At 38.2% G+C, this 22004-nt stretch carries 15 protein-coding genes; 6 read left to right on the top strand and 9 right to left on the bottom strand.

Features of this window, described 5'->3' with window-relative positions; translation table 11 throughout:
- Positions 1-3: 3 nt before the first annotated feature.
- From G530_RS0114660 to G530_RS0114650, 3 genes are all read left to right on the top strand, one after another.
- Positions 4-1653: a maltokinase N-terminal cap-like domain-containing protein gene (locus G530_RS0114660; RefSeq protein WP_026935243.1), complete on the top strand. Its 1650-nt coding sequence runs from the start codon at positions 4-6 to the stop codon at positions 1651-1653.
- An 8-nt stretch (positions 1654-1661) separates the two neighbouring features.
- Positions 1662-3569 (top strand): 1,4-alpha-glucan branching protein GlgB, encoded by a 1908-nt coding sequence (glgB, locus tag G530_RS0114655; protein WP_026935242.1) that lies wholly within the window; start codon positions 1662-1664, stop codon positions 3567-3569.
- 64 nt (positions 3570-3633) lie between these two features.
- On the top strand, positions 3634-6033 hold the full coding sequence (locus tag G530_RS0114650) for a glycoside hydrolase family 31 protein (protein ID WP_026935241.1): 2400 nt from the start codon (positions 3634-3636) through the stop codon (positions 6031-6033).
- Positions 6034-6107: 74 nt separating this feature from the next.
- Here the strand turns inward: G530_RS0114650 and G530_RS0114645 are convergent, their stop codons facing one another.
- From G530_RS0114645 to G530_RS0114605, 9 genes are all read right to left on the bottom strand, one after another.
- Positions 6108-9962: a triple tyrosine motif-containing protein gene (locus G530_RS0114645; protein WP_026935240.1), complete on the bottom strand. Its 3855-nt coding sequence runs from the start codon at positions 9960-9962 to the stop codon at positions 6108-6110.
- A 440-nt stretch (positions 9963-10402) separates the two neighbouring features.
- Positions 10403-11128, bottom strand: coding sequence for a sulfite exporter TauE/SafE family protein (locus G530_RS0114640; protein WP_026935239.1), 726 nt, complete (start codon positions 11126-11128; stop codon positions 10403-10405).
- Positions 11129-11578: a FixH family protein gene (locus G530_RS0114635; RefSeq protein WP_026935238.1), complete on the bottom strand. Its 450-nt coding sequence runs from the start codon at positions 11576-11578 to the stop codon at positions 11129-11131. It lies immediately after the preceding gene.
- Between the two features lie 140 nt (positions 11579-11718).
- Positions 11719-13140, bottom strand: coding sequence for a cytochrome c oxidase accessory protein CcoG (ccoG, locus tag G530_RS0114630; protein ID WP_026935237.1), 1422 nt, complete (start codon positions 13138-13140; stop codon positions 11719-11721).
- A gap of 5 nt (positions 13141-13145) precedes the next feature.
- Positions 13146-14108 (bottom strand): cbb3-type cytochrome c oxidase N-terminal domain-containing protein, encoded by a 963-nt coding sequence (locus tag G530_RS17075; RefSeq protein ID WP_035716567.1) that lies wholly within the window; start codon positions 14106-14108, stop codon positions 13146-13148.
- Positions 14105-14317, bottom strand: coding sequence for a cytochrome c oxidase subunit IV (locus G530_RS0114620; protein WP_026935236.1), 213 nt, complete (start codon positions 14315-14317; stop codon positions 14105-14107). The genes G530_RS17075 and G530_RS0114620 overlap by 4 nt, the downstream gene beginning before the upstream one ends.
- A 13-nt stretch (positions 14318-14330) precedes the next feature.
- A complete protein-coding gene (gene ccoN / locus G530_RS0114615; RefSeq protein ID WP_026935235.1) occupies positions 14331-16526 on the bottom strand; it encodes a cytochrome-c oxidase, cbb3-type subunit I in 2196 nt (731 codons plus the stop codon).
- A 2-nt stretch (positions 16527-16528) separates the two neighbouring features.
- Complete coding sequence (gene ccoS, locus G530_RS0114610; protein ID WP_026935234.1) at positions 16529-16723, bottom strand: cbb3-type cytochrome oxidase assembly protein CcoS; 195 nt, start codon at positions 16721-16723, stop codon at positions 16529-16531.
- A 77-nt stretch (positions 16724-16800) separates the two neighbouring features.
- Complete coding sequence (locus G530_RS0114605) at positions 16801-19206, bottom strand: heavy metal translocating P-type ATPase (protein ID WP_026935233.1); 2406 nt, start codon at positions 19204-19206, stop codon at positions 16801-16803.
- A 200-nt stretch (positions 19207-19406) separates the two neighbouring features.
- On the opposite strand from G530_RS0114605, the gene G530_RS0114600 reads away from it, so the two are divergent.
- From G530_RS0114600 to G530_RS0114590, 3 genes are all read left to right on the top strand, one after another.
- The gene (locus G530_RS0114600; RefSeq protein ID WP_026935232.1) at positions 19407-19985 is read left to right on the top strand and encodes a YceI family protein; all 579 of its coding nucleotides are present in this window, start codon (positions 19407-19409) and stop codon (positions 19983-19985) included.
- 23 nt (positions 19986-20008) lie between these two features.
- Positions 20009-21277, top strand: a complete 1269-nt coding sequence (locus G530_RS0114595; RefSeq protein ID WP_026935231.1) for a hypothetical protein — start codon at positions 20009-20011, stop codon at positions 21275-21277.
- A 96-nt stretch (positions 21278-21373) separates the two neighbouring features.
- On the top strand, positions 21374-21940 hold the full coding sequence (locus G530_RS0114590) for a YceI family protein (RefSeq protein WP_026935230.1): 567 nt from the start codon (positions 21374-21376) through the stop codon (positions 21938-21940).
- Positions 21941-22004: the final 64 nt, after the last annotated feature.

Here is a 22004-nt window from a genome sequence, read left to right as displayed (position 1 = left end):
AGTATGTCAAAAAAGGCTAAGCCAGTAATAAATACATCAGATTTTCAGTTTAAATGTACCTGGGATACTGCATTTGAAGATCCGGAATTCATCAAGACTTTCAGTACAGAGATCCTTGAGAATTACATTCTGAAAAAGCGCTGGTATGCCGGAAAATCAAGTACTCTTAAATATATAGATGTTGTAGATCACGGAAAATTAAGTTCAGATAAAAATACTTTTTACGGAGTGTTGATTGAAATTAATTTTAGTGAAGCATTCTTCCAGGATTATTTCATTCCACTAAGTTTTATAGTTGAAGAAAAAGAAAAACTGGAGACGAATACGGTTATCGCACAGGTTACTTTTCAAGGTGAACAGGGATATTTAATTGATGCAATTCACATTGAAGATTTTCGTCAACTGGTCTTTGATAAGATCATGAATTATACTGTAGAGCAGGAAGAGGACTCCAAAGTTATTTTTCACAGGTCTGAAACCCTTAAACCTTCTAAATACAAATCTTCCAGATTTATGGGAGGAGAACAGAGCAATACTTCAATTATCTATAATGATAATTATGTAATGAAGTTTTTCAGAAGGATCTATACCAGTAAAAATCCCGATTATGAAATTAGCAGATTCCTGACTGAAAAAAGTAATTTCAAGAATACTCCGGCTTACGTGGGAAGCATCAATCTGGCACTGGACAATGGGGATACGATCACCCTCTCATTAATGCAGGAATTATTAGAAAATAATGGGGATGCATGGAAATATATGTTGCAGGAATTAAAGTCTGTTTACACCAATCTTGAAAAAAAGAAGATAAACGTAAGCAAGCTTCCAAACATACCATTATACCAGCGACAACCTATTAATACCATCCCTCCTGAAATTATAGATTTTGCAGGATTGAATATTTTCCTGAAAGTCTCAAAACTTGCGTTAAGAACTGCAGAAATGCATATTGCCCTAGGAAGTGATATGCAAGACACAGCCTTTACTCCTACAAAGTATAATGGTGACTATGCTGTATGGCTGAAGAACAGGCTTATTTATATGTTTCAGAATCGCCTGAATACGATCGAGAATAACATGCATAAACTTGATGGTGAAGCGTTGAAACTCGCCAATGAGTTCCTGGATAAGAAAAAAGAGATCAGGGAACATTTTCTCAATTTCAACTGGACCAAGATGAAAAGTGAGCGTATCAGGATACACGGTGACTACCACCTGGGACAGGTCCTGGTAGATCACGATGATTTCTATTTGCTGGATTTTGAAGGAGAACCCGAAAGTACGATCCAGGATAGAAAAGTAAAACAACCCCCATTAAAAGATGTAGCAGGAATGTTCAGATCATTCCATTATGCTATATATTCAACCATCTTTAACAATGATGGAAGCTTTGCTACATCACAGGAAGAAATGTTCCAGGCAGGAGAAGTACTTTATAAATTTATGATAGGGGTTTTTATGGAAACTTATGTTCAAAAAGTACAAACCGAAAATCTTAACATAGGCTATAAACAAGAAATAGAATTTTTACTTGATTATTGCCTTCTGGAAAAAGCGGTTTACGAATTAGGATATGAGTTGAATTCCAGACCACGCTGGACAATAATCCCTTTAAGAGGAATAGCCAGTATTTTAAAGAATAAGAAAAACTAAAACCAACTATGAAAAAAGAAGTACAGGTACACTCTTTATTTTCAGATTTCGATATTTCCCTTTTTAAAGCAGGTAAACATTACCGCCTGTATGAAAAATTTGGCGCCCATATAATGGAAGTGAACGGTGAGAAAGGAGTTTATTTCGCGGTTTGGGCTCCAACGGCCAAATCGGTCTCAGTCATTGGAGATTTTAATTACTGGCTGGAAGGGGAACATCCATTGAATGTTAGATGGGACGAAAGCGGCATCTGGGAAGGATTTATTCCGGGAGTAGAAAAAGGCGCAAAATATAAATACAAGATTCAGTCTAACAATAATGACATGAACCTGGAAAAGGCAGATCCTTATGCTCTTAAGTGTGAACATCCACCAAATACAGCTTCTATAGTCTGGGATCTGGACTATAAATGGAAAGACAAAAAATACATCTCTAAAAGAAAAGATATCAATGGGCTGGATAAGCCATATTCAATTTACGAGGTTCATTTAAGTTCCTGGAGAAAGAATATGGATGAGCATCGTTCGCTTACATATTCTGAAATGGCAGATGAGCTGGTTTCCTATGTTAAGGAAATGGAATTTACCCACGTGGAGTTCATGCCAATTATGGAATACCCTTATGATCCGTCCTGGGGTTATCAACTAACCGGTTATTTTGCTCCCACTTCAAGATTTGGAACTCCACAGGAATTCATGGAGCTTATGGATGCTTTTCATAAGGCAGGTATTGGAGTTATCCTGGATTGGGTTCCCTCCCATTTTCCAGAAGACAAACATGGTCTGGGAATGTTTGATGGCTCACATCTTTATGAACATCCCGACCCAAGAAAAGGATATCATCCAGATTGGAAGAGCCTTATTTTCAACTACGGAAGAAACGAGGTTCGTTCTTTCTTAATTAGTAATGCTATTTTCTGGCTGGACAAATATCATGTAGATGGTCTACGTGTAGATGCTGTAGCTTCGATGCTTTACCTGGATTATTCAAGAGAGGATGGAGAATGGGAACCAAATGAGCATGGCGGCAGGGAGAACCTGGATGCTATAAGTTTTGTTCGCGATCTAAATACCGAAGTCTACAGGAGTTTTGAAGGCGTACAGACGATAGCTGAAGAATCTACCTCATTCCCAATGGTTTCGAAACCTGTAGACCTTGGAGGTCTTGGTTTTGGCATGAAATGGATGATGGGCTGGATGCACGATACGCTGGAGTATTTTAAAAAAGATCCTATTTACAGACAACATCATCATAATGATATCAGTTTCAGTATGACCTATACCTTTACTGAGAATTTTGCGCTACCATTAAGTCATGATGAAGTAGTTTATGGTAAGAAATCCCTTTTGGGAAGAATGCCGGGTGATGAATGGCAAAGATTTGCCAATTTAAGATTGCTCTATTCATATATGTATACACATCCCGGAGCAAAATTGCTTTTTATGGGAGCTGAAATTGGACAATATGAAGAGTGGAATTACAACACCAGCTTAGACTGGCATTTATTGGAACATGAACCCCATCAGGGAATCAAAAAAGCACTTACAGATCTTAATAAACTGTATAAATCCAGACCAGCACTTCATGAGAAGCAATTCTCTGCTGAAGGTTTTGAATGGATCGCTTATGATGACAGTCAGAATTCGGTGTTGAGTTATCTAAGAAAAGGTAATGATCCAAAAGACACGCTTGTAATTGTATGTAATTTCACACCTACAGTTCTAAAAGATTATAGTTTAGGACTGCCCTCAAAAGGTAAATTAAAGGAGGTTTTCAACTCTGATGACAAAAAATACTGGGGCTCCGGAATGCGCAATAAACCTGTGAAAATCGAAAAAAATTCCTTTCATGGAAAAGACTATTCTGCGAAAATATCTATTCCACCTTTAGGCACTGTTGTTTTTGAAATTTTATAAACAACTAAATAAAAATTCAGGAGAATAAGCTTCTTTTGTACTTCTTAAAAAAGATTGTAAGACTATGATTACCAATACAGAACTAGAACATAAAGGGAATCTCTATCCCACCAGTTTAATATCTTTTGAACACGACCAGGATTCTATAAGTTTTATTACAAAAAATGGAGTGCGATTGCTTATTCAGGTACTTCGTGACAATATGCTTCGGCTTCGATATTCCACTACTGGAATTTTCGGACATGATTTTTCTTATGCCGTTGATGAAAATCATCCACATGGTTTTAATCAATTGAAGGTTGAAGAAACAGAAACCCATATTGTGATCACTACAGAAAAATTCATCTGTAAAGTTGCGCGGGATGATATTCGAGTAGGCATGTATAACCTCAACGGGAAGCCCATACTTGAAGATGAACTAGGTTTCCACTGGGAAGAAAGTTTCGAATTTGGGGGGAATTTTGTAAAAATGAGTAAATCTTCCAAAGACCAGGAAAACTTCTTCGGACTTGGAGATAAACCAACCAACTTCAATTTAAAAGGAAAAAGACTCAGTTTATGGAATACAGACCAGTATGCCTACGGAAAGGATACTACTGAACTTTATAAGGCGGTTCCATATTACATGGGATTACATAATAATATGTCTTACGGGATCTTTTTCGACAATACTTTTAAAACGCATTTTGATTTTTGTGCTGAAAGGAGAAATGTTACCAGTTTCTGGGCAGATGGGGGAGAAATGAATTACTACTTCATCTACGGGCCAGAAATGAATGACGTTTTAACTACCTATACAGATCTTACAGGAAAACCGGAACTACCACCAATGTGGGCGCTTGGTTTTCACCAGTGTAAATGGAGTTATTACCCGGAAAGTAAGGTTAAGGAGATCACATCTAAATTCAGGGAATTAAACTTTCCTTGTGATGCCATATACCTGGATATAGATTATATGGATGGTTTCAGGTGTTTTACCTGGAATAAGGAATATTTTCCAGATCCAAAAAGAATGGTTGCTGAACTGGAAGCAGACGGATTTAAGACCGTAGCGATCATTGATCCGGGGATAAAAATTGACCTTAGTTACGATATTTTCAAAGAAGCTCTGGATAAAGATTATTTCTGCCGAAGAGCAGATGGTCCGTACATGCGCGGTAAGGTCTGGCCTGGAGAATGTTATTTCCCAGATTTCACCAATCCCGAGGTACGTGAATGGTGGAGCGGACTTTACCGGGAACTTATTGGCGATATAGGGGTAAAAGGAGTCTGGAACGATATGAATGAACCTGCCGTAATGGAGGTTCCGGGAAAAACGTTCCCTTTAGATGTACGTCATGATTATGATGGCCACCGATGCAGTCACCGTAAAGCTCATAATATCTACGGAATGCAAATGGCCCGTGCGACCTATGAAGGTGTGAAAAAATACAATTTCCCCAAAAGACCTTTTATCATCACCAGAGCCAATTATTCCGGAGGGCAAAGATATACGTCCACCTGGACTGGAGACAACGTAGCGACCTGGGAACATTTATGGCTGGCAAATATCCAGATTCAAAGGTTATGCATGAGCGGTATGAGCTTCTCGGGATCTGATATTGGAGGTTTTGCTGAGCAACCTTCGGGAGAACTTTATACCAGGTGGTTGCAACTGGGAATTTTCCATCCATTCTGCCGTGTGCACTCGTCAGGAGATCACGGAGAACAGGAACCATGGTTCTTTGGAGAAGAAGTCCTGGATATTTCAAGAAAATATGTAGAGTTAAGATATCAATTACTGCCTTACTTATATACAGCATTCTATAACTATGTACAGGAAGGAATTCCTATACTAAAGCCACTGGTATATTTTGATCAGGAAGATGTGCAAACACATTACAGAGCCGATGAATTCATCTTCGGAAATCAGATCCTGGTTTGCCCGGTTCAGGAACCTAACGTACAGGGAAGAAGAATGTATATTCCACGTGGAAAATGGTACAACTTCTGGACAGATAAGCATGTACAGGGTGGCAAGGAAATGTGGGTAGATGCACCCTTAGACATTATTCCAATTTACATAAAAGAAGGTGCCGTTATTCCAAAATATCCAGTTCAGCAATATGTAGATGAAATTCAAATCGAGCAAATGACCCTTGATCTTTACTATAAACTTGGAAAGGAAAATTCTGAGTTCTATGAAGATGCTCACGACGGCTATGAATATCGTCAGAATATATACAGCCTGCGAACTTTTAAGCTTACTGGTAAAGAAAATGAGATCATTCTTCAGCAACATAAAAGTGGAAAATATTCTGCTTCTTACACCAGCTTTAGATTAAAGCTGCATGGTCTTCCATTCGATATTAAAAGAGTTTACTATGAGAATGAAGAAATTCCATTAGAGAATCTTCAGTTCAATGCAGAAGAGCAATCGATGATCATTGATAAAGATTTTGGTGAACTCCACCTCGTAGGATAAAAAGATTTTATCTAAAATTAATTAGCCTGTCTGGAGAAATCCAGACAGGCTAATTTTTGTCAGGGCATTAGTGACTATGGTTTATCCTGCATAGATTCTGCAAGACCGTATCCAAAAAATTTCTTGAAGGAGCTGTAAAACAATTTAGGACTTGAAAATCCAGATTTATAAGCGATCTCCATCACATTCATATCGGTATGTTCTGTAAGATCTCTCGCGTAATTAAGCCTGGTGAATTCCATAAAATCCTGAGGAGAAAGATTCACGATACTCTTCAGTTTCATGAATAAGGAATTACTGCTTATGCCTACAGCAGCACTCAGTTCATGAACAGAAAAATTCTCATTTTTAATATTCTGGATAACAAGATCTGTAAGTGCGAGGATGAATTTTTCATCTTTCTTACTTCTAAATTTTACCTCAGCGTGTTCCACATGCGCTTTTACATAAGAATCTCTCAGATCCTTCTGCCAACCAAGAATTTTATTGATCCTATCTAATAATTGATTTATATCAATAGGTTTATTTATCACCTCGGTGGTCTCATCCAACTGAATTTCATCAAATATCTGGCTCACTTCTGCCATTAGAAATATATTGATATGATTAAGCCCAATATTACTCTTTAGCATTTTAGAAAGTTGAATGGCATTCATATCTGGCAGCACGGTTGCCGAAACAATGATATCCGGGAAGATCATACCCGCCTTTTCCATGCCTTCTTCAGCATTTACCGCCTGATAGATCTGGCAGTATTTACCAATACTATTTACAAGCAATTCCCTGGTTTTATTGTCATTCTCGATAATAAGGATTTTGCTCTCGCTTAAATTATTATTTGCAGGAGCATCCTCTTTCTGCGAAGACTTAGTCGTCTGTGCTTTTAAAATATTCGCTGCACGTTCAGGAATTTTTCTATAATCTTCTTTTTTGCTCTTAAGAACTGCAGTAAAAGTTGAGCCTTCATTCTTTTCGGTCTCGTAACTGAAACTTCCGCCGGTAGAAGCGAGCAATTCTTTTGCCTTTATAATATATCTTAAACCACTTCTGTCTCTTATGCCAGGCCCGTTGTTTAGCGATCTTTTCTTTTCAAGCACCTTAATATCATTTTCGGGTATGCCACGGCCATTATCGGTTATCTGGATCTTAAGATCTCCAACGCTGGTTTCTATAATATTAACAATGAGCTTACCATTCTTGAGCGAATACCCAGTGCTTCCCGATATCAGGCTATAAAAAACCTTATCCAGCATTTCCCTGTTATAATAGAATTCTGAATCGCCCCATTGGTCATTTACAATTACTTCAAGATCTTTCATCTTATAGATAGGCTCAATATCTTTAACCATCTGCTTGATATGTTTATGCAGATCGATCTTTGAGATTTCATACACAGATCCCTGATAATTGAAATTGAGGATCTGATTGAACAGATCATCAAATCTCGCGGCAAACCTTTGTAGATCTTCGGTATTACCTTGCTCAGCTCCTGCAGAGATCTTACTGAGAGATTTCACAGCACTTTCCACCGGCTGTTTAAACTCTTTTTTAAGTTGCTCTCGTAATTCAGCTCGTGCCTCTCTATCTGCACTTTTAGACCTTTTGATGAATACTACAATAAATATCCCTACCATAGCCAAAATGCTCACTCCCATAAATAGATAAACACTACTTACCGTACCTCCAACAGCCTGGACATTTATTGTTAATGATTGAGGTTTAGACCATGCAGAGCCTGCTAGTTTAGATCTTACTTTAAAGGTATATACCCCAGGTGCAAGATTTGAATAATTAGCAGCTGTTAATGGAGAAGGTTTAGTCCAGTCTTTATCCACTCTTTCAAGTTTCCATGAATACTGAATAGAATCTGGATCCAGATGAGAAATTGCGGCAAAGCTTATTCTAAAACCAGAATCTTCATCGAGACTAACTTTAGTCTTTGACTCCAACGCAATATTTCCTTTGTCTGCATCTTTCTCTTTTGGAAGAAATAAATTTTTAAGCTCTAAACGAGGTTTGAACTCTTGTTGTGCCAGCATGGTTTTTGGCTTGAATACATTTACCCCGTTAGTACTCCCCAATACGAGAGAACCATCCTTAAGCCTGGCAAAATTGGAAGTAAGTTCATTTGTAGTTAATCCATTTAATTCTGAGAATACTTTTACTTCATTAATTCCTGGTTCGTAAAAGGCAAGACCCTTATCTGAAGCTAGCCAGTAACCGTCTTCAGAATCCAGTTCAAGGCCGGTAATATTATTGGAAGGCAAACCATCTTCTTCTGAAAGTATCCTCACCTCTTCAGATTCAAAATCATACATTAAAAGTCCGGCACCATTAGTTGCAAACAAGCCTAGTCCTTCACGAGTGATCTTCACTTCATTCATAGAATAATAAAGTAGCTCCTCGTTTGCCGTAAGCTTTTTCAGATCTATAATGCGGCCGGAATATGGATCTAGGGAATGCACTCTGGATTTTGTAGCCACTATGACCTTTTTAGGCCCTAGCTCGGCAATGGACTGAACATCTCTAATTGGATATTCTTTGATCTGGTTATTTGAAGATATCCTGGTTAGATATCCATCTTTACCTCCAACCCAGATATTATTATCGGCATCAGCAAAAAGTGAAGTAATTGACTGAATTTTTATTTTATTTAATGCGTTTACAGAATAATGCGCCCTTAGCAGGGTATTGATGTTTATCTTATATACGCCATCATCTGCCGTTGCAACCCACATATGCTCACCAATTGAAGCAAAATCTGTAATCTCATCGGGCTTTGTCATTACACGGTTATAATTCAGGTTTTTCATATGTCTCCATCGATCGGTGGTGGGATTCCAGATACTTAATCCCTTGCCTGTTCCAAACCATATATTCCCCTTAGAATCCTGTTTAGCAGCCGTTACATAATCATCTGCGAGACTGGAATATTTTGTAATATCGTTCTTCAGTTTATTAACTACATAACCTGAATAATTCTGAAGGTAAAGACCATCATTAGAAACCAGCCATAAAAGGTTTTGATCATTTAAATGCAGCTGAAAGATATTGTCTGGATACGTTAGGTAATCATCAATTAGGCTTAGGTCTTCTTTCAATCTTAATAAACCTGCACCTTTGGTGGCGACAATAATTTCATTTTCAAAACGCTCAATTTCTGAGATCTCTTTTTGAGCAGCAGCCCAGGGAATAGTTGAGACTCTTTTAAAGATCTTTAGATCTGAAGTTAGCGTATAAAGCCCTCTATTCATAGTACCTATAAGAATTGAATTTTCCATAGCCAGGAGACTGCTAATTTGCAGATCCTGATAAAATCCCATATCTATTTTATTAAATTTACCCGACCGCCTGTCTATAGTTAATAAACCATTAGGTCCTCCAAAAATTATTTTATTCTGAAATAAGATGATATCAGCTGCAAGAGTATTTTCAGAAATGAACCGGGAGAGTTCAAAATCTGGTTTATCTGAATCAACTTTCAGTTTAAATATGCCATTTTCAGCAGCTATCCAGAGTTGGTTGCCTGCATCTTCCTTCATGCCATAAATGGCACCTGTAGTAGCGCTAACAAATTCGAATTCATCCTTTCTTGAATCAAATACTGCGATTCCCAGGTTACCTGAAAGCCAGGTTTGATTTTTTGAATCTGTATAGGTCGCTCTATATTCTTTCCCGACCTCTTTAGGAATTCCTCGAAACTTATTATAATCTTCAAGCTCAATAGAGTTGTAGCGTATAACTTTCACGGGGGTAGTAATCCAGAGATCATCCCCGTACCCTTGTTGAATGTGTACTTCTTCGGCTTTGATAAATGGTTCAACAGCCTTAACTCTTTTAACTGAATTTGTATTCTGCCCGATAACTTTACCGGTAATCCCGAAAATGATAAAAACGGTAAACAGAATTATAAATTTAAAATGCCCCAATTCTCAAATTTTAAATAGTAATATCATTGATAATTTAGGGATTATAAGAGTTACAAGAGTCTGTTTTATAGATTATTGGAAGCAATTTATTAATACGATATCAACAATTTAAAGAAGGAGATTTCTTACCAATAAACTCGGTGGTAAAGAAAAAAGGCTAACCAATACACAAACGCATATTTAGTTAGCCTTCGTGCTAATCCTTTTACCGATTAACAACATTATAAATTTACGAAGTGGAAACTATATTTCAAATAGCTTTTCGACAAAAGACTAATAATACGGGTTTTCCCGTACGTCCTATTCATCGTTTTCCCGACCGCTTTGAATCATTCCTATTACGATTAGGACCAGGGCAAAGCACACAACCCCGAAAAATAATATAATACCCGTCCCCAGCGACCAGTTAACCAGCGGTAGTATAAGTTGATGTTTCATATTTATGATTTTGTGATTTGTAGTGGTTTATGGCAATCTAATTCTGATGAAATCTCCTGGGTCTGTAATTTTGGCGATACATAAGGAATCCCAAGACCTATTCCTCTAAGTATGAAAAGAACAGCTATTATACCTATAAATACAGGGATTAACCTGCGAATATATTTTCTGCTTTTTACAGAAATAATATTACTTATCCAGATCGCGCTGGTCATTAACGGGATAGTTCCAGCACCAAAAACTACCATATACAAACTTCCCTGTACAGCACTTCCTCCAGCAATAGCTCCTAATACTGCCAGATAAACAAGTCCGCAGGGAAGAAATCCATTTAAAAAACCAACCGTAAAAAAAGTATCAGGGCTTTTCTTTTTCAATTCTTTTCCCAGATAATTCTTGAGGTCCATTACAATCTTAAAACCGGCATTTTCAGGATTGAATCTACCCAGTTTCTTTTTCGGAATAAGGACCAAAAGCAACATTATAATTCCGATAATTATTGATAACTGCTGCTGTAATCCAAATAGTGAAAGACTTTTCCCAACAATCCCAAATGCCAGGCCTATAACTCCGTAGGAAAAAAGACGACCCATATGATAAAGAAAGATCTGCAGGGTTTTTTTGAAATTATTATTCCGGTCTAGAGGTAACAAGAATGCTATAGGGCCACACATCCCTATACAATGGAAGCTTCCTAATAAACCAAATATGAGCGCGGAAAGTAGCATTTAGTATATAATTTCCTTTTTAAAAAGGTAGTCCTTATCATCGTTCTTCCAGGTAACCTTGACATTCCATCTACCTTTTACCAGCAGATCTTCTGGGATCTCGAATTCACGGTTTTTAATTTCAGAAAAAGAAATACTGAAATCTAGTTTCTTATTAGACGGCCTGTAAAGGCTAACATCACCGTCCATCTTTTTCAGGTCGATAATTTCAGGAAAAAAAACAACCAATTTTGTTCCTCTTTTTTCAACCCTGACCTTACCATCCAAAGCCAGGGCATTTTCTTCAGCATCAATATCTTCCTGGTAATGTAGCTCTGCTTTATAATAATCTTCAACAACCAGGTCATGGTCAAACTCTGAGCTACTCATCATGGTCACTACAAAATACATGATGAAAGTGATGAAAGCTACCATCCCTATTACCAAACCTGTTCCCCAATTGATCTTCATAATTTCGGTATTTAATTCTAAAATCTATACTTCAGGCTTTGTAAAAACCATCGATTAAGCTACAGCTGACATGTAATTTTATAATTGTGTCACGAATGCCTGAATATTAATATGCCTTTTAAACATCTCCATTCTAATCTCTATTTATAACTTCTTGGACCTAAAAAGGTAGTCCCTGTAGTTTCAATAAGCCGGTCTCCACTGTAAATAGCGATCTTAAGTTTATCCTTCTCTTCTTCCAGGGCTGCCCTATTTATTTTAATAAAAAGCGTTCCTTCTGCCAAGCCGTTTGCCGGGACAAGGATTGTATGTCCCTTCACAGTATTTATATCTCCATTATGCGAGAGCAGTTTAAACTGAACCTCCTCAAAATCCTTTGAAGTTTTGTTGATTAGTTTATAGGTATAAACATTACTTATAATATTGTTCTCCTTGTGCTCGTAAAGCTGGCCGGGAAGTCTTAATATATTCGCCTCCACCTCACTCCTAAGGAATAGCATTCCAGATAACACAGAGACCAGAATGAACAATACAGCCGCATAGCCTTTGATCCTCGGGGTAAATCTGAATTTTTTCTTCTTTTCAATGTTTTCTTCACTCGCATACCTAATAAGCCCGCGTGGAAGATCTACCGCATCCATCATTTTATTGCAAGCATCTATACAGGCGGTACAATTCACACATTCCAATTGTGTTCCATTCCTAATATCTATCCCGGTTGGGCATACCTGTACACATTGGAAACAATCTATACAATCACCTTTACCGCTCGCCTCCCTGTCTTCCTTTTTTTTAAATTTGGCCCTTCCTTTTTCCTTTTCCCCTCGTTTATGGTCATAGGCAACCACTATAGACTTATTGTCCAGGAGAACTCCCTGCAACCTTCCGTAAGGACAGGCTATGATACACACCTGTTCTCTAAACCATGCGAAAACAAAATAAAACACACCTGTAAAGATCAATAGTGAAATTAGAGTGCTAATGTGAGCTAGAGGGCCGTCTTTTATGTAGAGTAACAACCGGTCACTACCAATTAGGTACGCCAAAAATACATTGGCGATCAAAAAGGAAATGATGAAAAAAATGAACCATTTCAGGCCTTTTTTCCTGATCTTTTCAGCATTCCATTCCTGCTTATCCAGTCTTATTTGTTTACCCCTGTCGCCCTCTATCCAGTATTCTATTCTGCGGAAAACCATTTCCATAAATATGGTTTGCGGACAGATCCATCCGCAAAATATCCTTCCAAAGGCTACGGTAAATAAAACAATAAAAACCACCCCTATCAACATCATTAAGACGAACAAGTAGAAATCCTGTGGCCAGAAAATATTACCGAAAAGATTGAATCTACGTTCCAACACATTGAACATGAGAAACTGATTTCCTTTGATCTTTATGAACGGAGAGACAACAAGAATAATAAGCAGGATGTAACTTACCCATTTTCGGTATTTATATAATATCCCTTCCGGCTTTTTAGGGTAGACCCAGGAACGTTTTCCCTCGGAGGTTACCGTTCCTATACTATCCCTGAATCTTTCGTACTCCTGCTTTTCCAAAATATTTATTCTTTGGCTTCTTCGTAATCCATTTGTATCTCCACAGAAGTTGAATCTTCCATTTCCACCTCAACCTCATCTACTCTTGCATCTGGATCTATCCAAAGTTCCCCTTCTGGTTCCTTAGGATCTGCCGGAGTAGTGCTATGCAAACTCAATACATAGCTTGCCACCTGAGCCATTTCCTCTGGTTTCAAATCGGTTTTCCAGGCTACCATGCCTTTTCCTGCACGTCCACCTTCAGAAATAGTATTGAAAACATTTTTGATTCCTCCACCAAGGATCCAGTAAGAATCGGTTAGGTTAGGTCCAATCCCACCACCACCGTCAATCTTATGGCAGGCTGCACAGTTCCCTGAGAAAATTGCCTTACCGGCATTAATGTCTTCTTCACCGGTTAAAAGCTCTACGGTATTGGCATCGATAAGACCTTTGGCGTTCTTTTTATATGCTTCAACAGCAGCCTTCGCTTCAGCAACTTCTACCAGATATTCTTCCTTCTGCGTTGCTCCGTCAAAAACATGATATCTGGCCAGGTAGATTCCGGCGAAGATGATACTAGCATAAAATCCATAAAGCCACCATGGGGGAAGGTTATTATCAAGTTCCTTGATACCATCATAATTATGATCCAGGATGATCTCTTCTTCTTTCTCAATAGGTTTTTTATCGAGTAAATTATCATAAGTCTTCTTAAACCAGGCAAACTGATTCTGCTTCTTCACCGCCATGGCATTTTCATACCTGGCTCTTGCATCTGGTTTTAAAGACATATATAAAGTCCGGTCCAGGGCAGCCACCGATACTTCTATAGCAACACCAATGAATAAGATCACTCCAAGGATCAACCAAATTATTGGATATGCTTCATAAATTGGTTGATCGCCAGTATCCAGTGTAACTTCAGCCAGAACTATAGCCAGAACCAAAAGCCCTATAACTCTTAATGTTGAAAATACCTTTTTCATGATCTGTTTTCTTTTTGATTAATTTCAAGAATGCTATCATCCTCCAGCTCCAATGGGATATCACTTACTTTTTTGATATAATCTTTCTTGGCAGTGAATACCCACCAGAATAAAGCGGTGAAAAAAATGAAGAATATCAAGAGCGAAATGATAGGATAGATCGCTACCCCTTCAATGCTTTCTAATGGACCTTTTACAAATTTCAACATGGTCTCTGATTTTTTATTTAGTTGTTACTTCTTTTAAATCCTCAGCCTTGATGTCTGTACCCAATCTCTGGAGATAGGCTATTAGAGCTACGATCTCCCGATCTCGCATTTGAGTGAATTCCTGGCCATTCTCTTCCGCATATTTCTTATCGGCTTCATAACTGGTCACAAAATCTGGATCTGAATAAAGGTTTTCTTCGATCTGTTCTCCCTGTTCATTCATCCATTGCTGGGCTCTCTCGATCTCCTCATCTGTATAAGGAACACCAAGGGTTTGCATCGCTCTCATTTTATCTTCGGTATCAGACTTATCAAGCTCATCCTGCACCAGCCATTGATAAGCCGGCATAATAGAACCTGAAGAAGTACTTTGCGGGTCATACATATGGTTAAGATGCCAGTTATCTGAATATTTCTGACCAACCCTGTGCAGATCTGGACCGGTTCGTTTACTTCCCCATAAGAATGGGAAATCATATCTATATTCTCCCGCTTTAGAATATTCGCCATATCGCTCTACCTCACTTCTAAAAGGTCTCACCATTTGTGAGTGACAGGAAACACAACCTTCCCGAATATAAATATCACGTCCCTCCAGTTCTAAAGGTGTATATGGTTTTACACTGGAGATTACCGGCACATATTCATCTACCATCAAAGATGGAATGATCTGAACCATACCTCCAATCAGAATAGCAATAGTGGCGAAAATGGTTAATTTCACAGGTCTTCTTTCCAACCAGCTATGATAAGCTTCACCTGCCGTTCTCTTTTTAGTTACAGGTTGAAGAGCGGCAGCTTCAGCAAGTTCGTCTTCCACTTCGCTACCCTGGCGCACAGTTTTCACGACGTTATAAAGCATCACAAATGCTCCAAGGATATATAAACTTCCTCCTATCGCTCTCATCCAGTACATCGGGATGATCTGAGTTACCGTTTCCAGAAAATTCCCATAAGTAAGGGTTCCATCTGGATTGAATTGTTTCCACATAGAAGCCTGAACAAATCCGGCAACATACATTGGCAAGGCATAAATTATAATTCCTAGAGTTCCAATCCAGAAATGTGTATTCGCCAGTTTCAGGGACCATAGTTTTGTTTTGAATAATCTTGGTACTAACCAGTAAATCATTCCGAATGTTAAGAAACCATTCCAGGCAAGTGCTCCCACGTGAACGTGAGCAATGATCCAGTCACTAAAATGAGCAATTGCATTTACATTTTTTAGTGAAAGCATTGGACCCTCGAAAGTTGCCATTCCGTATCCGGTAATCGCCACTACCATAAATTTCAAAACGGGATCTACTCTCACTTTATCCCATGCTCCACGCAAGGTTAATAAACCATTGATCATCCCACCCCAGGATGGAAATAACAACATTACAGAAAAAGCTACCCCAAGATTCTGAGCCCAGTCTGGAAGAGATGTATACAGTAAATGGTGTGGCCCTGCCCAGATATAGATAAAAATAAGCGACCAGAAGTGTATAATCGAAAGTCTGTATGAATAAACCGGCCTATTGGCAGCCTTCGGAACAAAATAATACATCAATCCAAGGAATGGTGTAGTAAGGAAGAATGCCACTGCATTATGACCATACCACCATTGCACCAGCGCATCCTGAACCCCTGAATAGAAAGAATAACTCTTAAGCGCCGAAACTGGAATTTCAATATTATTAACAATATGTAAGACCGCAACAGTGACAAATGTGGCGAGGTAAAACCAGATCGCTACATATAAGTGGCGCTGTCTCCTTTTGATCATGGTGCCAATAAGGTTAGCTCCGAACGCAACCCAGATAAGAGCAATTGCTATATCAAAAGGCCATTCAAGCTCTGCATATTCTTTAGAAGAAGTATATCCCAGCGGTAAGGTTATCGCAGCCCCTATAATTATTAGCTGCCAGCCCCAGAAGTTGATATTACTAAGGGCGTCACTCCACATCCTTGCTTTTAAAAGACGCTGAGTAGAATAATATACCCCGGCAAAAATGGCATTCCCCACAAAAGCAAAGATCACCGCGTTGGTATGCAACGGTCTTAATCTTCCAAAGCTAAGCCAGGAGATACCATCGGTCACATTGGGAAAAATAAACATGAAGGCGAGCAGTAACCCAACGCTCATACCTATAATGCCCCAGAACATGGTGGCAATAATAAATTTCTTTACGATCTTATTATCGTAATAAAATTGCTGTACTTCCATAATTAACTTGATTTCACTTTATTGACAGGTTGATTTTTTTCAGGATCGGGTTTAACAAGTTCATCATCAAACAGCATTCTTACCGACGGGGTGTACACATCATCATATTGCCCCTTTTTCACAGAAACTATAAAGGCGATAAAGAATATGATGGCTACAACCACACTAATAGCCAGTAACATGTAGATAATGCTCATTATTATTAAATATGGGTGTAAAAGTATTCTGAGAGCTACAGGCAAAAAATGACAATTATCAGCTTTAAGACCTTATTTTATTTTTTAAGCTTTTTTGAAAGAATTTGGGTAGCGAGCGTGGTGAAAACCACAATGCTTATAGAACTTAAAGGCATGAGGATTGCTGCTACCACTGGCATTAGATTTCCGGAAACGGCAAAACCAAGTCCAATAATGTTGTAAAAAAGTGAGAGCAAAAAACTGAACTTTATCACGGAAATTGCTTTACCTGAAAGGTCAAAGAAGTTTCCCAGCTCCCGAAATCTTTTCGCATCAAGAATGCCATCACAGGCCGGCGAAAAAACGTTGACATCTTCTGATATTACTATTCCCACATCACTTTGAGCCAGTGCTCCTGCATCGTTCAGGCCGTCACCAACCATCATCACTTTTGCACCGCTTTTCTGAAGATCTTTAATAAATTGAAGCTTATTTCCTGGTCTTTGGTTGAATAGCATTCTGGTTGCTTCGGGCACTATCTGACTCAATCTGGACCGCTCGCCGTCATTATCACCAGATAGTATTATCAACTCTTTGTCTCCATCTAACTCCTGAAATAATTCAGATAAACCATCACGATAAGAATTATGAAAGCTAAAACAGCCTTTATACTGGTTATTCGAACTTATATGTACAGTAGTTCTTGCCTTTTTATCCATAACCTGAACTTCTGTAAAAGAAGATCCCGTATCACTGGTAAAAGCTTTTGAACCTATCTTTAGATTCAAGTCTTTATATGAGGTCTCCAGTCCCATCCCCGTATGTTCCATAAAATGCTCGGGAGTAGAAATGTTATTCTTATCAAGAATCTCATAAAGAGACCTGCTTAGGGGATGGTTGCTTGCCCGGAGACTTCCTCCCAGCAATTGTTTTTCTACTTCTGTAAGTTTAACACCTTCATATTCAATCCGGCTTCGATCATTCTCTGTTATAGTTCCGGTTTTATCGAACACCACTGTATCGATCTGGGCAATCTGTTCAATCACATTGGCATCTTTAAGGTATAGTTTATTCTTACCAAATATTCTCAGTATATTTCCCAAAGTAAAGGGTGCGGCCAAAGCGATCGCGCAAGGACAGGCAATAATAAGTACCGCTGTAAATACATTCCAGGCTTTGGAAGGATCATAAAATATCCAGAAAATAGCTGAAAGAACTGCAATGCTCAGGACCGCATAAGTAAATCGCCTGCTTATCTGGTTGGTAAGATTCTGGAAAGCTGAATTCTTATCCTTTTTAAAAACCTCATCACTCCACAATTCGGTAAGGTAACTTTGCTTTACCGGTTTTAATGCTTCCAGTTCTATGATTCCACCCTGTTGTCTACCACCGGCAAAAACTTTTTCTCCGCTACTTTTTGAGACAGGTTCAGCTTCACCGGTCACAAAACTATAATCTATTTTCGCCTTCCCCTTAATTAAGATCGCATCCATAGGAATGAGTTCTTCATTACGAATAATGATTCGGTCTCCTTTCTGTATCTTATATACCTGGACCTGTTCTTCTATGGTTTCCCCATTTACAGTATGAATGCGGGTAACGGCGATTGGAAAATAAGATTTATAGTCCCTTTCAAAAGAGAGGAATGAATAGGTCTTTTGCTGAAAGAATTTGCCAAGCAGTAAGAAAAATACGAGTCCGCTGAGACTATCAAAGAAACCTGTGCCAAGATCCAGAACAATTTCAGCAGTACTTCTTAGAAAGAGTACTGTGATCCCTAAAGCAATGGGAACATCGATATTTAGTATTCCAGCTCTTAATCCTTTGTAAGCCGAAATAAAATAGTCTTTGCCTGAATAAAAAACTACCGGCAAAGAAAAAGTGAACATCAACCAGCGAAACAGATGCTTGAATTTTTCCAGCCAGAATTCATTGATCTCAAAATATTCAGGAAATGAAAGAAACATGATATTCCCGAAAGCAAATCCTGCTACTCCTAGTTTATAAATAAGACTTCGGTCTATATTAGAGTCCTTTTTCTCATAATTATCCAGAGAGATATTTGGTTCGTATCCAATACGAACCAGCAAAAGCACCAGGTTCTTCAGATTTAATTCTTCCGAAGAGAAACTTAGCCTGATCTTCTTTTTGGGAAAATCTACCTGTGAGCTTTTTATCCCCTTATGCAGTTTGTTGAGGTTCTCCAGAATCCATATACAGGAGCTGCAATGAATAGAAGGTATGGTAAAAGAGGCAATTTGGGTCCCATCATGATCAAACTCCAGTAGTTTTTCTATGATCTCAGTATTCTCAAGGTAATCATATTTGCCTTCATTTATTTTAGGTGAGATCCCGGGAGTTTTTTCCAGGTCATAATAATAGGACAGGTCATTACTATTTAAGATCTCATAAACCGTTCTACATCCTGAACAACAAAATGATTTCCCATCATAATTAATGATCTCTTCAAGGCAATCTTCGCCACAGTGAAAGCATGATTTCATAGGTTCAAATAATCTATAAGGGAACAAAACTGTGAAAATGAAATATGGGAAAATATGACAGGCGTCAGGAAAGCATCTTTTCTTAACTATAACGTTTTAGGCACTTACCAGGATTTCTAAATATACCAAAACCTGATTTTCATCATAATTTACTTTCTACTCCTGCTTCATCTTTGTATTGATTTAAAAACGTAATCGATATGAAACCTTACAGCAACTTCAGGATTTTAATAGCAGTGTTACTTCTAAGTTTTGGAGTAAATGCGCAATCCTACAAACTGAATAATGAAGCTTCAGATCTAAAGATAGATGGGACCTCTAATATTCATGACTGGTCCATTAACGCCGAAAACTCCAGTGGTGTTCTTATTACCGAATTTGATGAAGGAAAGCTGGAAGATATCGGGAAACTTCAGTTTACTGTAGTCTCTGAAAGCTTAATGAGCGGTAAAAGTGGAATGGATAAGAATACCTATAAAGCTCTGAATACTAATAAATATAAAGAGATTACCTATAACCTTAAAAAGGTTAATACCATAGAAAAGATCTCGGCAGACACTTATAAGGTAAGGAGTACCGGAACTCTTCACATCGCCGGAACAAAGAAAGACATCAATCTGATTTTTGATCTAAAATCTAATAACGATCAAATTATTCTAACTGGTGAACATAAGCTCAATATGACCAGTTACGGAATAGAAGCTCCAACTGCAATGTTCGGAACCATTAAAACCGGTGAAGAAGTATTGATAAAATTCGAAACCCATTTCAATAAATAACATCAACCTTAAAATCAAATAAAATGAAAACTATTACTCAATACCTCAGTTTAGTACTTATGGTACTTATGGCTATCCCAGCGATGGCACAGACTCAAAGAGACCTTGATAACTTTAGATATCGCGATCAAAGAGGGGTTAACCAATTTGAAGCACCAAAGGATACTGCATCCACTTTTGACGGACTTCACGTGAGAGTTGGCGGGGCTTCTACCATACAATTCCAGTCATTAACCCAGGAAAATGATGGCCCGGTAGAACTAGTAGATCTTGGAAGTAACTTTAACCTGGCTACGGCAAACCTTGATCTTGATGTTGCTCTTTATGAAGGGGTAAGAATGCACTTAAGAACCTATCTATCTTCTCAACACCACAACGAATCTTATGTAAAAGGCGGATATATCCAGATAGATAAATTAGATTTTATAAGTGAAGGATTTGCTGAAAGCCTAATGGATCACCTTAGAGTTAAGATAGGTCACATGGAAAATAACTACGGTGACGGCCACTTTAGAAGAACAGATAATGCACAATCTATTTATAACCCATTTGTTGGAAACTATTTAATGGACGCATTCACTACAGAAGTTGGTGCCGAAGTGTATTATTTTAAAGGCCCATGGTTAGGAATGATTGGTTTCACAAATGGTAAACTTAACCAGAACGTATCAGATAAAGACCAGACCAGTCCTTCTTTTATGGCCAAGTTTGGATACGACAATGCTTTTTCTGATAATGCAAGATTCAGATTAACAGGATCTGTTTATCACAGTGCTCATAACGCAGCCAGAGGCGTTTACCTTTACAGAGGTGACCGTGCAGGATCTCGTTACTACGAAGTACTTAGCGATGTAGATGGTGGTGGTGATGGATTTAGAGGAGGTATGGTTGTACCAGATTTCAGAAACGAAATGACCTCTTTCATGATCAACCCATTCGTAAAGTTTGGTGGCCTTGAGTTCTTTGGAATAATTGAAACAGCTACAGGTAAAGATAGTGGTGAATCTGATACCAGAAGTTATAACCAGTTCTCTGGTGAGCTTATATACAGATTTGGGAACGATGAAGATTTCCATATAGGTACACGTTACAATACCGTAAGTGGAGACCTTAAAACTGGAGGAGAAATCGATGTAGACAGATTTCAACTTGGGGCAGGATGGTATATGACCAAAAACATATTGATGAAGTTAGAGTATGTAACTCAGAATTATGATGGTTACCCTGCCAGTGATATCCACCACGAAGGTAAATTTGATGGGTTGATGGTAGAAGCCGCAATTAGCTTCTAAAGTTTGAATAAAAGATTTCGGGTAGTGTGATGAGGTCCCTCAAAGGCTTTAAAACACTACCCGAAATACTTTCTGATAATCTCAAAGTTCTGAATCATGAAACGACTTTTACTTTACATAGGATTTGTGCTTCTGGGATATGTGGTTCATGCCCAGGCAGATTTTGAAAAAGAGACTATTAAGATTCTTCCTGAAAGCGAACTTATCATCGCAGGAAGTACCAACGTGAATAAATTTGATTGCAAATTCGATATTGACTTAATAAGCGATTGGAGAGAAATTAGATATTCACAGGAAGACAATTTTCTTCATTTTAATGACCTTAAACTTCATCTTCTAACTAAGGGGTTTGACTGCGGACATAAAAAAATGAATGCAGATTTTCAAGACCTTTTGATGTGTGAGGAATATCCGGAAATAGAGATCAAAATAAACCGGATCGAACTCTTTTCCGAAGAATATTCAAAAGCCTATATCACGGTTATGTTAGCCGGTGAAGTGAATAATTATGATCTTCCAGTTAAGATCAGTGAAAATCGTTTTCAGGGTAAGTTCAAAATGAATATTCGCGATTTTGGATTGCAGCCACCAAAAAAGGCTCTCGGACTAATAGAAGTAGATGAAGAGATAGAGGTACAATTCAATCTTAAGGTTACACATTAAAAAGATCTCCGTTTTTTCCTTAAATTCTAAACAAAGGAACAAATACCGCTATAATTAATAAAAA

Source organism: Christiangramia echinicola DSM 19838, from assembly GCF_000423065.1.
GTDB lineage: Bacteria > Bacteroidota > Bacteroidia > Flavobacteriales > Flavobacteriaceae > Christiangramia > Christiangramia echinicola.
The sequence above is the reverse complement of the archived record's forward strand: the minus strand, read 5'-3'. Positions and strand labels throughout refer to the sequence as shown.

What these genes read in the sequence shown, in the direction of transcription:
- ccoS (WP_026935234.1), bottom strand. Translation starts at nt 16,723, where the DNA reads ATGAGCATTATCTACATGTTACTGGCTATTAGTGTGGTTGTAGCCATC.
- G530_RS0114650 (WP_026935241.1), top strand. Translation starts at nt 3,634, where the DNA reads ATGATTACCAATACAGAACTAGAACATAAAGGGAATCTCTATCCCACC.
- G530_RS17075 (WP_035716567.1), bottom strand. Translation starts at nt 14,108, where the DNA reads ATGAAAAAGGTATTTTCAACATTAAGAGTTATAGGGCTTTTGGTTCTG.
- G530_RS0114635 (WP_026935238.1), bottom strand. Translation starts at nt 11,578, where the DNA reads ATGAAGATCAATTGGGGAACAGGTTTGGTAATAGGGATGGTAGCTTTC.
- ccoN (WP_026935235.1), bottom strand. Translation starts at nt 16,526, where the DNA reads ATGGAAGTACAGCAATTTTATTACGATAATAAGATCGTAAAGAAATTT.
- G530_RS0114590 (WP_026935230.1), top strand. Translation starts at nt 21,374, where the DNA reads ATGAAACGACTTTTACTTTACATAGGATTTGTGCTTCTGGGATATGTG.
- G530_RS0114595 (WP_026935231.1), top strand. Translation starts at nt 20,009, where the DNA reads ATGAAAACTATTACTCAATACCTCAGTTTAGTACTTATGGTACTTATG.
- G530_RS0114620 (WP_026935236.1), bottom strand. Translation starts at nt 14,317, where the DNA reads ATGTTGAAATTTGTAAAAGGTCCATTAGAAAGCATTGAAGGGGTAGCG.
- G530_RS0114640 (WP_026935239.1), bottom strand. Translation starts at nt 11,128, where the DNA reads ATGCTACTTTCCGCGCTCATATTTGGTTTATTAGGAAGCTTCCATTGT.
- glgB (WP_026935242.1), top strand. Translation starts at nt 1,662, where the DNA reads ATGAAAAAAGAAGTACAGGTACACTCTTTATTTTCAGATTTCGATATT.
- G530_RS0114660 (WP_026935243.1), top strand. Translation starts at nt 4, where the DNA reads ATGTCAAAAAAGGCTAAGCCAGTAATAAATACATCAGATTTTCAGTTT.
- G530_RS0114600 (WP_026935232.1), top strand. Translation starts at nt 19,407, where the DNA reads ATGAAACCTTACAGCAACTTCAGGATTTTAATAGCAGTGTTACTTCTA.
- G530_RS0114605 (WP_026935233.1), bottom strand. Translation starts at nt 19,206, where the DNA reads ATGAAATCATGCTTTCACTGTGGCGAAGATTGCCTTGAAGAGATCATT.